Origin of the sequence: Roseicyclus sp., assembly GCF_052168335.1 — a bacterium.
Taxonomy (GTDB): Bacteria; Pseudomonadota; Alphaproteobacteria; order Rhodobacterales; family Rhodobacteraceae; genus Roseibacterium.
Genome location: NZ_JBQLZP010000291.1, coordinates 1 through 11,962, shown reverse-complemented (window position 1 = coordinate 11,962; position 11,962 = coordinate 1). Strand labels below are relative to the sequence as shown.

The following is an 11,962-nucleotide window of genomic DNA, read 5'->3' as shown; positions in this document are numbered from 1 at the left end:
CTTCCGGCTGCCCACCCAGCGGTCGATCGGGCCATAGACGAAGTTCCCCGCCACCATGGCGAGGCCCATCACCAGCGTCGCCGTCCCGATCTGCGCCAGCGCCGCGCCGTGCACGTCCGCGACATAGGGGCTGATCCAGAGCCCGCGCAGCCCGGCGGCGGGCGCGTAGCAGACGAACATCGCCGCGAGGACCGGCCAGATCGCAGGCATCGCGAGGAGGTCGAACACCGAGCCTTTCGGCTCACCTTTCGGTTTCGGCGGGTCGCGGACGAAGACCGCGATGGCCAGCGCGATCAGCGCCGTGAAGACGGCGAAGCCCGCCACCGTCTCGCGCCAGCCGAAGGACGCGACAGCCCAGGCCATCGGTGCCGCCGACAGGATGTTGCCGAGCGAGGAGACCCCGACCGTCACGCCCGCGAGCGTCCCGAAGATCGCCGCCGGAAGCGTGCGGGCGAAGATGTAGTAGGTCGACATCAGCACAGGCGCGCAGCCGATCCCGATGAGGACCATGGCCGCGACGATCATCCCCGGCGTTTGCGCCGCGGCGAACAGCGCGGCACCCCCCGCCGCGCCGAGCAGCACGGGGACCGACGCGGTCCGCCGCGGGCCCAGCGTGTCGAGCGCCCAGCCCACGGGCAATTGCATCAGCGCGAAGGCCACGAACCAGAGGCCCGAGGCGCGCGCGAGGTCCGCCGTCGTCGCGCCGAGGTCGGCCTCGAGCGCAGGCGCCAGCACCGCGAGAAAGGCGCGGTAGAACTGGCTGAGTATGTACGCGATCACAAGGAACGCGATCCCGGCGCGCATTGGTTCTCCCCCCTCGCAGGCCGCGCGACACTGGCCGAGCCGGGGAGCGGCCGCAAGCCGCAGGACGATGTCCGATTTATTTTGTCGGAAATTCTTGACTGGGCGCGGCATCTGCGGAAGAAAGCCGCCACCACCTGACAAAAATGCTCAGGTATCGGACCCGCAATCCTTCAGGGAGCGTCCCATGACCCGCACTCTTTCCGTTCTGCTCGGAACGGTCATCGCCGCATCCACGCTCACCGCCGCCCAGGCGCAGGAGCTGAACCTCTACTCGTCGCGCCACTACGACACCGACGAGCGGCTCTATTCCGACTTCACCGAGATGACCGGCATCACGGTCAACCGGATCGAGGGCAACGCCGACGAGCTGATCGCCCGGATGGAAGCCGAGGGCGCGAACAGCCCGGCCGACGTCTTCCTGACCGTCGACACCGTGCGCCTCGCCCGCGCGGCGAACATGGGCCTCCTCCAGCCCATCGAGAGCGAGGTGCTCGAGACGCGGGTTCCCGCCTACCTGCAGGACGACGAGAACCGCTGGTTCGCCTTCTCGCAGCGCGCGCGGATCATCTTCTACGACAAGACCGAGGTCGAGAACCCGCCGCAGACCTACCAGGCGCTGGCCGACGACCAGTACGAAGGGCAGGTCTGCATCCGCTCGTCCACCAACGTCTACACGCAGAACATCATGGCCGCGCTGATCGCGCATCTCGGCCAGGAGGCGGCGCAGGACTGGGCCACCGGCGTCGTCGAGAACTTCGCCCGCGCACCGCAGGGCGGCGACACCGACCAGCTGCGCGGCATCGCCTCGGGCGAGTGCGACATCGCCATGTCGAACACCTACTACTACGCCCGCATCATCCGCGAGGGTGACGAGCAGATCACGCCCGAGCAGCTCGCCAACATCGGCTGGGTCTTCCCCAACCAGAATGACATCGGCGCGCACATGAACATCTCGGGCGGTGGCGTCGCGGCGAACGCACCGAACCGCGACAACGCGATCGCCTTCCTTGAGTACCTCGCCTCGGACCAGGCGCAGCAGTACTTCTCGGCGGGCAACGACGAGTATCCGGCGGTTCCGGGCGTGGGCCTCGCCCCCTCGGTCGCGGCGCTGGGCATCTTCCGGCCCGACACGATCGACCTCTCCGACATCGCGGCGAACGTCGACGCGGCGGTCGAGGTGCTGAACAACGCCGGTTGGGAGTGATCCCTGCCACGGGAACGACCGAACGGGCGCCCTCGCGGCGCCCGTTTTCGTTTCACGCCGTCCGCTGCACCTGCGCGTCCGCCGCCGAGACCGCGTCGCGCCGCACGCGGGCTTCGCGCCCGATGCTCCAGCACAGGAGCGCCACCGGCAGAAGCCCCACCGCGCCGATCACCAGGCTCGGCACCGCCGCCTCCCGCAGCCGCTCGTCCGAGGCGAGGCGGTGCGCCTGAACGGCGAGCGTGTCGTAGTTGAAGGGCCTCAGGATCAGCGTCGCGGGCAGTTCCTTCATCACGTCGACGAAGACGATCAGCAGCGCGGTCAGGATCGAGGGCCGCAGGATCGGCAGGTGGACGCCGCGCAGCATCCCCGAGGGCGACTTGCCCAGCGTGCGGGCCACGGCGTCGATGTTGGGGTTCACCGTCGCCAGCCCGGATTCGTATGTGTTGAGCGCCACCGCCATGAAGCGGACCATGTAGGCCGCGATCATCAGCCAGATCGACCCTGTGATGAGAAGCCCCGTGTCGATGCCGAAATTCGCCTCCATGAACCGGTCGAGCGCGTTGTCGAAGGCCGCGAAGGGAAAGAGGAGGCCCACCGCGATCACGCCGCCCGGCACGGCATAGCCAACGCCCGCGATCCGCATCGCCGTCTGCGCGCCGCGCGTCGGACGGAGCCTGAGGTTGAAGCCGAGCGCGATGGCCGCGCCCACCGTCAGCACGGCCGCGATTGCCGCGAGCGTGACGGAGTGCTGGAGGAACGCGAGGTAGCGCGGCGTGAAGAGGAGTTGCCCCGACCCCCATGCCAGCGACAGGAGGATGCCGGTGGGCAGGAGGAACCCGAAGAAGACCGGCAGGCCGCAGACGACGATCGCGCCCGTTGCGGCGCGGCCCCTCAGCGTCACCGGCTCCATCCGCTCGAACCGGCGGCCGGCGTCGTGGTGGCGCTGGTTCTCGCGCGTCCGCCGCTCGAGCGTGGCGAGGATCAGCGCCACGACGAGGAGGCACAGCGCGAGCTGCGCCGCCGCCGCCCGGTCGAAGAGGCCGAACCAGCTCACGTAGATGCCCGTGGCGAAGGTCTGGACGCCGAAATAGGCGACGGTTCCGTAATCGGCCAGCGTCTCCATCAGCGCCAGCAGCACACCGCCCGCGATGGCCGGCCGCGCGATGGGGACCGAGACGCGGAAGAACGCGCCCCAGGGCCCCTGGCCCAGCGTGCGCGCCGCGATGTAGGCGGTCGCGGACTGCCGCAGGAACGCCGCGCGCGCCAGCAGGTAGACGTAAGGATAGAGCACGAAGGTCAGCATCGCCGCCGCGCCGCCGACCGACCGGATCTCCGGGAACCAGTAGTCGCGGGGGCCCCAGCCGGTCAGGTCGCGCAGCGTCGTCTGCACCCAGCCCGGATGGTCGAGGAGATCGGTGTAGGCATAGGCCAGCACGTAGGCCGGGTAGGTCAGCGGCAGCGCCAGCGCGATCTCCAGAAGCCTCCGCCCCGGGAACCGCGTCGCGGTGACGAGCCAGGCCGTGGACGTGCCGATGATCGCTGTCGAGACGCCGACGATCACGACGAGGAGGGCGGTCGTCCCGGCGTAGCGCGGCAGCACCGTCTCCGCGAGCCGGGAGACGACGTCGAGCCCGCCGCCCGCCGCCGCCAGCGCGACGGCCACCATCGGCAGGAGGCAGAGCGCCGCCGCGATCCAGGCGACGATGCCGAGCGCGCCGGGCCGCCGCATTGCGCGGTCGGTGCGGTTCGGTGCGGTCGTGGGAGTGCGGGCCATCCGTAGCGTTTTTGTCGGGTTTGTCCCCGAATGCAATGCGGCGTTTCAGTGCGCCACAGGCGTCACTCGAAGTAGTCGCCGTGCGCCGCCTTCAGATCCTCCAGCACGTCGAGGACGCGGGTGAGGTGCCGTCCGAGGACCCTTTGCGCCCTGTCGGCGCGACCCTTGCGGATCGCGTTCAGGATGCGGCCATGCTCGTCCTCCAGAAGCCGCAGGTGCCCCGGGTCGCCGAGCGCGAGCGCGCGCAGACGGTCCAGCGCGGTCTTCTCGCGCATCACCAGCGTGCGCACCCGCGAGAGGCCCGTGGCCCCCGCGAGCGCGGCGTGGAAGGCGTCGTCGGCGGCGTGAAAGGCAGCGGTGTCGCCCGCGGCGAGCGCCGCGGCCTGCGCCCCGAGCGCGGCGTCCATGCGGGCGTCGTCCTCGGGGTCAAGGCCGGTCGCGCAGATCCGGGCGAGCGCCGCGGTCTCCAGCGCTTCGCGGACGAACTGCGCGTTGCGCACGACATCCTCGGAAATGCGCGTCACGAAGTTGCCCCGCGACGGCCAGGTGACGATCAGCCCCTCGTCGCGGAGCCAGGTCATCGCTTCGCGGACGGGGGTGCGGCTGGCGCCGAAGCGGGCGCCGGTCTCGGCCTCCGAGAGCCGGGTGCCGGGCGGCAGGGCGAGCGTCAGTATCCCCGCGCGGAGGGCGGCGTGGATCTGCTGCGCCGTGGGCTGGTCGAGGTCGATGGCCGGGAGCGCGAGATCGGGAGGGGGAGTGCTGGCCGTCATGGTCTCTCGTCTCCCCGGGCTGGTTCGTGTCCCACCGGTATACTGGTGTACGGGTCCGTTGACAATTCTCATGCGCTTGCACAGGGTCCGCCTGCGGGAGGATGACGATGACGCAGGAAAGGCCCCTCGGGGTCGCCATGATCGGGCTCGGGATGGTGGCGCGGACGCATCTCCTCGCGCTGCGCGACGCGACGCCGCCGCTGCGCCTCGCGGGGGTGATGTCGCGCAACGCCGTCCGGGCCCAGGCTTTCGCGCAGGAGGCCGGGCAGGTTCTCGGAGCACCGGTGCGCGCCTATGCGGACGTGGAAGCCGTCGCCGCCGATCCGGCCGTCGATCTTGCGCTGATCCTCACGCCGCCCGATGCGCGCGCGTCGCTGATCGGCCCGCTGGCGGCGGCCGGAAAGGCGATCCTGACGGAGAAGCCGCTCGGCCGGACGCTGGCAGAGGCCGAGGAGGTCGTGGCGCTCTGCGCGGCGGCGGGCGTGCCGCTCGGCGTCGTGTTCCAGCACCGGATGCGCGCGGCCTCGCGCGCCGCCTTCGACCTCGTACGGGGCGGCGGCCTCGGCGCGCTCGGCCTCGTCGAGATCGCGGTCCCGTGGTGGCGGGAGCAGGCCTATTACGACGAGCCGGGGCGCGGCACCTACGCCCGCGACGGCGGCGGCGTCCTCATCAGCCAGGCGATCCACACGATCGACCTCGCGCTGGCGCTGGCCGGGCCGGTTGCCGAGGTGACGGCCATGACTGCCACCACGCGCTTTCACCGGATGGAGGCGGAGGACGTCGCCGTCGCGGGGCTGCGCTTCGCGTGCGGCGCGGCGGGCTGGCTGACCGCCTCGACCGCGAGTTACCCCGGCGCCTCGGAAAGCATCGTGCTGCACTTCGAGGCGGCGAGCCTGCGGCTCGCGGAGGGCGTTCTGACCGTCTCGTGGCGCGACGGACGGCAAGAGACGCACGGCGCCACCGCGACCACGGGAGGCGGCGCCGACCCGATGGCCTTCGGTCACGACTGGCACCAGTCGGTGCTCGAGGATTTCGCCGCCGCCATGTCCGACGGCAGGCCGCCCGCGATCACCGGGCAGGACGCGCTGACCGCGCATCGCCTGATCGACGCCATCACCCGCTCCGCCCGGGATGGCGGCAGAGTTCTGATAGAAGAAAGCGATCCATGAGCATCCGCTTCGCCGTTCTCGGCATCGACCACCGCCACGCCTTCGGCATGACCGAGCACCTGACCGCCGCCGGCGCCACCTGCGCCGGCTGGTGGACCGACGGCGCGCCGAACACCGAGGAGGGGTTCCGCAAGCGCTTCCCCGACCTGCCGCGCATCGCCGACCGGGAGACGATCCTCAGCGATCCGGAGATCGCGCTCGTCGTCATCGCCGCAATTCCCCGGGACCGCGCCGCGCTCGCCATCGAGGCGATGCGCGCGGGCAAGGACGTGATGGTGGACAAGCCGGGCTGCACCACGCTCGAGCAACTCGCCGCGCTTCGCCGCGTGCAGGCCGAGACGGGGCGCATCTGGTCCATCGACTTCTCCGAGCGGTTCGAGGTCCCGTCGGTCACCCTCGCCACGAAACTTGTAGAAGAAGGCGCCATCGGCCGGGTCGTGCAGACCGTGGGCCTCGGGCCGCACCGGCTCAACCGCGCGACGCGGCCCGCATGGTTCTTCGAGCGGGAGGCCTATGGCGGCATCCTGACCGACATCGCGAGCCACCAGATCGACCAGTTCCTGCATTTCACCGGCTCGGCCACGGCCGAGATCGTCCACGCGGCGGCCGAGAATTGCGCCCATCCCGGCGATCCGGGCCTCCAGGACTTCGGCGAGATCGCGCTCCGCTCGGACCGGGGGCGTGGCTATATCCGGGTCGACTGGTTCACGCCCGATGCGCTGCCGACCTGGGGGGACGGGCGGCTGACGATCCTCGGCACGGAGGGCTACATCGAGCTGCGCAAGTACGTGGACGTGGGCGGCCGCGTCGGGACCGACACGCTGATCCTCGTGAACGGCACGCGCTGCGAGGCCATCGACGCGCGCGACGCGGGCCTGCCCTACTTCGCGCGCATCCTCGCCGACGTGCGGGACAGGACCGAGACGGCGATGCCGCAGGCCCACGCCTTCACCGTGATGGAGCTTGCGCTGAAGGCGCAGGCCCTGGCGGAGGGGCGCGCATGATCCGCGTCGCCATCCTCGGCGCGGGCATCGGGGCGGAGCATCTGACGGGCTACCGCGCGCTGCCGGGCCGCTTCGAGGTCGCCGTTCTCTGCGACCGCGATCTCGACCGCGCGCGCCTCGTCGCGGCGGGCGATCCGGGGCTGCGGCTGGAGGCGGAAATCGAGGCGGTGCTGGCGGACCCGGAGATCGACCTCGTCGACGTCTGCCTGCCGCCGCACCTCCACGCGCCCGTCGCCATCGCCGCGCTCGAGGCGGGCAAGCACGTGGTCTGCGAGAAGCCGCTGGCCCGCAGCCTCGCCGAGATCGAGGCGATCGGCGCGGCGGCCGCGCGGGCGGGTCGCGAGGTCTTCCCCGTCTTCCAGTATCGCTACGGCCCCGCCTTCGCCGCGCTCGACGCGCTGATCGGGGCGGACCTCGCCGGACCGCCGGTGGTGGCCAGCCTCGAGACGCACTGGAACCGCAAGGGCGATTACTACGCGATCCCGTGGCGCGGCACCTGGGCGGGCGAATCCGGGGGCGCCGTCCTCGGCCACGCGATCCATGCGCACGACCTCCTCTGCCGCTACTTCGGGGCGCCCGCGACCGTGCAGGCCATGCTCGCCACGCGCGTGAACCCGATCGAGACCGAGGATTGCGCGGCGCTCGCCTTCCGGTTCGAGTGCGGCGCGCTCGCCACCTCGTCGGTGACGCTCGGCGCGGCCACGGACGAGACGCGGCTCCGCCTCGTGTTCCGCGACCTGACGGCGACGAGCGCCACCGTGCCCTACGCCCCCGCCACGGGCACGTGGCGCTTCGAGGCGCGCGACCCGGCGCGGCAGGCGGAGGTCGACGCCATCATGGCGCGGCACGCGGGCGCGCGGCCCGGCTTCGCGGGGTATCTCGAGGCGGTCGCCGACCACCTCGCGGGGCGCACTTCGGCGGCGGTTCTCTTCGAGGACGGGCGCCGCTCCATCGAGCTCGTCACCGCGATCTACGCCGCCGCCCGCTCGGGCGGTCCCGTCACTCTGCCGCTGCCGCAGGAGCATCCGTTCCGGCAGGGCTGGCAACCGGAGGAGACCGCATGAGGGAGACCTGGCGCTGGTTCGGCCCGCCCGACCCGATCACGCTCGCCGAGGTGCGCCAGACCGGCGCGAAGGGCATCGTCAGCGCACTGCACCACCTGCCGTCGGGCACCGCCTGGACGGCGGCGGAGGTGGCGGAGCGGAAGGCCGTGATCGAGGCCGCGGGCCTCACCTGGGACGTCATCGAGAGCATCCCGATGTCCGAGCCGATCAAGACCCGCTCCGGACCTTGGCGCGCGCATATCGACGCCTGGATCGACAGCCTGCGCGCGGTGGCGGAGGCGGGCGGGCCGCGGGTTATCTGCTACAACTTCATGCCCGTGCTCGACTGGACGCGCACCGCGCTGCGCGAACCGCTGCCCGAGGGCGGGACGGCGATGCGCTTCGACATCGTGGACTTCGCGGCCTTCGACATCCACCTCCTGAAGCGCGCGGGCGCCGAGGCGGACTACGCGCCCGATGTTGTGGCGGAGGCGACGCGGCGCGCCGCCGACATGGACGAGGCCCGCGCTCAGGCGCTCGCCGCCAACATCACCGCGGGCCTGCCCGGTTCGACCGAGAGCTGGACGCTCGAGGACGTGCGGGCCTGCCTCGCCACCTATGACGGGATCGACGCCGAGGCGCTCCGCGCGCACCTCGTGGACTTCCTGCGCGAGGTCGTGCCGGTCGCGGAGGAACTCGGCCTCCGCCTCTGCTGCCACCCCGACGATCCGCCCTTCCCGATCCTCGGGCTGCCCCGGATCATGTCGACGCTCGACGACTACCGCGCCGTGCTCGACGCCGTGCCGAGCGACGCGAACGGCGCCACGTTCTGCACCGGCTCCCTCGGCGTGCGGGCGGATTTCGACCCCGCCGCCTTCGTCGCGGCGCTTGGCCCGCGCATCCACTTCGTCCACCTGAGGAACACCGCGCGCGACGCGGGCGCCACGGGCCTGCGCGTCAGCTTCCAGGAAAGCGCGCATCTCGACGGCGACACCGACATGGTGACGACGATCCGCGCGCTCATGGCCGAGGAGGCGCGGCGCCGGGCCGCGGGGCGGGCGGACGCCGAGATCCCGATGCGCCCGGACCACGGCCACGACCTCCTCGACGACATCGCGCGGAGGGGGCAGCCGGGCTATCCGCTGGTCGGGCGGCTGCGCGGGCTGGCGGAGCTTCGGGGCGTCATGGCCGCGGTGGGCCACGGCGCCTCATAGCATCCGGATCACGTCCTTCTCGATGGCGAGGACATAGCCCTTGCGGGCGATGTTCTTGACCAGGAGTTCGCTCACCATCTGGTTGCCCAGCGTGTCGCGGAGCCGCTTGATCCGCGTCGCGCCCGCCGCCTCGTCCACGTCCGTCTCGGGGCGGCCCGAGACCATCGCCTCGATCTGCGCGCCGGTCAGAACCTCGTCGTCGAGCCGCGCCTCGGCCAGGACCGACAGCGTCTCCATCGCGGCCTCGGTCAGCTTGAACTCGAGGTTGTTGATTAGGACCACGCGCTCCTCCCGGCTGAGGATCAGCGAGGAGACCTGGATGCCGCGCCGCTCGATCTCGCCGATGCGGCGGTTGAGCGTGACGATCGTGGCCAGGAAGACGAGGCAGGCGATCAGGAGCGCGGCGGCGAAGACCATCAGGACGAACATCACCGCCCGGTAGCTGGCCAGCACGCCCGAGAAGGTGGTGCCGGTCTCGGCCATGATCTCGAGCATCCGAGTCGCGTCCGGGTCGCGCACGTCGGCATTCACGAAGATGTCCGCGATGGCGGCGTTGAAGGCGTCCGCGTCGGGCAGGTTCACGAACAGGAGGACCGCCGAGACCACGAGGATCGCGACGATGGCTCCCATTCCGATCTGGATGACGCGGGTCGAGGCGACGCGCGTCTCAGTAACGGAGGAAATACGCTCCGGCATCGGACCTCCTGGCATCCAGACCGCTCTCGTCGAAGACCGAGATCACCTGCAGGAGCTGCCAGCCCTCCGCCGCGATCCGCTGCGCGATGATCGGCGCGGCGCCCGAGACGGAACAGGCCCCGTCCGGCACCTCGATCACCCCGTAATGGAGCCTCAGAGGGTCCTCCGTTCGGGCGCGGTAGTCCGCGTAGCAGGCGGCGGCGGCCGGTCCCGCGACGATGGCGAGAAAGGTGCCGAAAAGAAGGGTGCGCATCGGTTTCGTCATGGGCTGCTCTCGTAATGCATGTGCGGTTTGGGGTCCACATGTCCTTCCGCGACATGGGCACGGCAGCCCGCTGCAAGGCAATGACCGCAGGGCCCTGCGCTGCCGTTATCCGATAGCGCCGGGCCGTTATTGCTTGGCCGGGCACATCGGCCGGAACGTCGCTCCATCACGCACCGCCCGACGCCGGACGGCACCGGCGGTCCCACGAGAGGAGCCACGACATGAACCGCATCGCAAGGAGCTTCACCGCCGCAACGCTCGCGTTGGGCCTCGCCCTCGGGGGCGTCACCGCCTCCGCCACGCCCGCCCGCGCCAACAACAACGACGAGGTCGTCGCCATCATCGGCGGGCTGATCGCGCTCTATGCCATCGGGCAGGCGATCCAGAACAACAACCGCAACGCCACGCCGCCGCGCCAGTCCGGGCACCGCCCGCCGCAGGGCCACCAGCCGCATCAGCCCCACCGCCCCCAGGCGCTGATCGCGCCGGCGCGCTGCTTCATCGAGGGGCAGGACCGCAACGGCTACTACCGGGGCTACGTGCGGCGCTGCATGCAGAACAACGTCGCGCGGCCCGCGCTCCTGCCCGACCAGTGCCTTCACCGGGTCGAGACCTTCAATGGCCCGCGCATGATCTACGCCGGCCGCTGCCTCGCGCAGAACGGCTGGCAGCGCGAGGCCGGTTTCCGGCCCTGACGCATCCGGCCCCCGAGGACGGTCGGCGACAACGACCCTTTCCCCAGCAAGATCCTCCGGAGGGCCGGACGGGCGGCGGTGCACCCCTCACCGCCGCCCTTTCTTGTGTCGCGCGCGGTGTCGTGGAATGAAGTTCCCATGCTCGAGACCCTGCGCCCGACCCCCGACTACCTCCACGAGGAGACGCTGATCGCCGCCGGCGCGCGCCTCGTCGCGGGCGTGGACGAGGCCGGGCGCGGCCCGCTCGCCGGGCCCGTGACGGCGGCGGCCGTGATCCTCGACGCCACGCGCATCCCCGAAGGCCTGAACGATTCGAAGCTCCTCCGCCGCGACCGGCGCGAAGAGTTGCTCCGCCTGATCGAAGGCACCGCCCGCATCGGCATCGGCTGGGCCAGCGTCGAGGAGATCGACGCGCTCAACATCCGCAACGCCACCTTCCTCGCCATGTGCCGCGCGGTGGAGGCCCTGCCGGAGCGGCCCTGCCACGTGCTGATCGACGGCAACGCCTGCCCGCCGGACATCGGCTCCCCCGCCACGCCGCTGATCGGCGGGGACGGGCGCTGCGTCTCGATCGCGGCGGCCTCGATAGTCGCCAAGGTCGCCCGCGACCGCGTCATGGCCGAGCTCGACGCGGCCTTCCCCGGCTATGGCTGGGCGGCCAATGCGGGATACGGAACGGAGGCGCATCGCCGCGCCCTCCAACATCTTGGGGTGACCCCGCACCATAGGCGTTCCTTCGCGCCGGTCCACCAGATGTTGTGCGACTGAACCGCCAAGCCTCTGATTCACAAAAACAAATTGACCCCGATTCGCCTTTCGGCGATTCTGTGGAAAACCACGCGCCCGCAGAGGCGACGGACCAGAGGCAGCGATGACGAAAACCAAGACGGACGCGGCAGCGACCCTGCCGCTTAACACGATTCTGGGCGGAGACTGCATCGAGGTGATGCGCGGTCTGCCAGAGGCGTCGGTCGACCTGATCTTCGCGGACCCGCCCTACAACCTCCAGCTCAAGGGCGCGCTGCATCGTCCGAACAACACGATGGTCGACGCCTGTGACGACGACTGGGACCGGTTCGACAGTTTCGCGACCTACGACCAGTTCACCCGCGACTGGCTCTCCGCCGCGCGCAGGCTCCTGAAGCCCGACGGCGCGATCTGGGTGATCGGGAGCTATCACAACATCTTCCGTGTCGGCTCGGAGCTGCAGAACCAGGGCTTCTGGATCCTGAACGACGTGGTCTGGCGCAAGTCGAACCCGATGCCGAACTTCCGCGGGAAGCGGCTGACCAACGCGCACGAGACGATGATCTGGGCGTCGAAG

13 protein-coding genes are annotated in these 11,962 nt (G+C 70.9%); 8 read left to right on the top strand and 5 right to left on the bottom strand.

Going from position 1 to position 11,962, the window contains the following annotated elements; translation table 11 throughout:
* Positions 1-804: MFS transporter (locus ACTS11_RS09030; protein ID WP_442639995.1), on the bottom strand; the 804-nt coding region annotated here is incomplete at its 3' end.
* 184 nt (positions 805-988) lie between these two features.
* Between ACTS11_RS09030 and ACTS11_RS09025 the strand changes: the two genes are divergently transcribed.
* A complete protein-coding gene (locus ACTS11_RS09025; RefSeq protein ID WP_442639994.1) occupies positions 989-2,008 on the top strand; it encodes an extracellular solute-binding protein in 1,020 nt (339 codons plus the stop codon).
* 52 nt (positions 2,009-2,060) lie between these two features.
* Here the strand turns inward: ACTS11_RS09025 and ACTS11_RS09020 are convergent, their stop codons facing one another.
* Together ACTS11_RS09020 and ACTS11_RS09015 are read right to left on the bottom strand one after the other, a co-directional pair.
* Positions 2,061-3,782, bottom strand: coding sequence for an ABC transporter permease (locus ACTS11_RS09020; RefSeq protein WP_442639993.1), 1,722 nt, complete (start codon positions 3,780-3,782; stop codon positions 2,061-2,063).
* Positions 3,783-3,844: 62 nt separating this feature from the next.
* The gene (locus ACTS11_RS09015; RefSeq protein WP_442639992.1) at positions 3,845-4,552 is read right to left on the bottom strand and encodes a GntR family transcriptional regulator; all 708 of its coding nucleotides are present in this window, start codon (positions 4,550-4,552) and stop codon (positions 3,845-3,847) included.
* Between the two features lie 107 nt (positions 4,553-4,659).
* On the opposite strand from ACTS11_RS09015, the gene ACTS11_RS09010 reads away from it, so the two are divergent.
* Genes ACTS11_RS09010 through uxuA form a run of 4 tightly spaced genes read left to right on the top strand, consistent with a single transcriptional unit; the run spans position 4,660 to position 8,982 of the window.
* Positions 4,660-5,721, top strand: a complete 1,062-nt coding sequence (locus ACTS11_RS09010) for a Gfo/Idh/MocA family protein (protein WP_442639991.1) — start codon at positions 4,660-4,662, stop codon at positions 5,719-5,721.
* Positions 5,718-6,725, top strand: a complete 1,008-nt coding sequence (locus ACTS11_RS09005; RefSeq protein WP_442639990.1) for a Gfo/Idh/MocA family protein — start codon at positions 5,718-5,720, stop codon at positions 6,723-6,725. Before ACTS11_RS09010 ends, ACTS11_RS09005 begins: the two co-directional genes overlap by 4 nt.
* Positions 6,722-7,789 (top strand): Gfo/Idh/MocA family protein, encoded by a 1,068-nt coding sequence (locus tag ACTS11_RS09000; RefSeq protein WP_442639989.1) that lies wholly within the window; start codon positions 6,722-6,724, stop codon positions 7,787-7,789. The genes ACTS11_RS09005 and ACTS11_RS09000 overlap by 4 nt, the downstream gene beginning before the upstream one ends.
* Positions 7,786-8,982, top strand: coding sequence for a mannonate dehydratase (gene uxuA / locus ACTS11_RS08995; protein ID WP_442639988.1), 1,197 nt, complete (start codon positions 7,786-7,788; stop codon positions 8,980-8,982). Before ACTS11_RS09000 ends, uxuA begins: the two co-directional genes overlap by 4 nt.
* Here uxuA and ACTS11_RS08990 read toward each other — a convergent pair.
* On the bottom strand, positions 8,977-9,678 hold the full coding sequence (locus ACTS11_RS08990; protein ID WP_442639987.1) for a winged helix-turn-helix domain-containing protein: 702 nt from the start codon (positions 9,676-9,678) through the stop codon (positions 8,977-8,979). The genes uxuA and ACTS11_RS08990 overlap by 6 nt on opposite strands.
* Positions 9,650-9,931, bottom strand: coding sequence for a hypothetical protein (locus ACTS11_RS08985; protein WP_442639986.1), 282 nt, complete (start codon positions 9,929-9,931; stop codon positions 9,650-9,652). Before ACTS11_RS08985 ends, ACTS11_RS08990 begins: the two co-directional genes overlap by 29 nt.
* A gap of 233 nt (positions 9,932-10,164) precedes the next feature.
* Here ACTS11_RS08985 and ACTS11_RS08980 point away from each other — a divergent pair, with 233 nt between their 5' ends.
* From ACTS11_RS08980 to ACTS11_RS08970, 3 genes are all read left to right on the top strand, one after another.
* Positions 10,165-10,638, top strand: a complete 474-nt coding sequence (locus tag ACTS11_RS08980; RefSeq protein WP_442639985.1) for a hypothetical protein — start codon at positions 10,165-10,167, stop codon at positions 10,636-10,638.
* Positions 10,639-10,776: 138 nt separating this feature from the next.
* Positions 10,777-11,406 carry a ribonuclease HII gene (locus ACTS11_RS08975; protein WP_442639984.1) on the top strand — a complete coding sequence of 210 codons (630 nt, stop codon included), beginning with the start codon at positions 10,777-10,779 and terminating at the stop codon, positions 11,404-11,406.
* A gap of 103 nt (positions 11,407-11,509) precedes the next feature.
* Positions 11,510-11,962: DNA-methyltransferase (locus tag ACTS11_RS08970; protein ID WP_442639983.1), on the top strand; the 453-nt coding region annotated here is incomplete at its 3' end.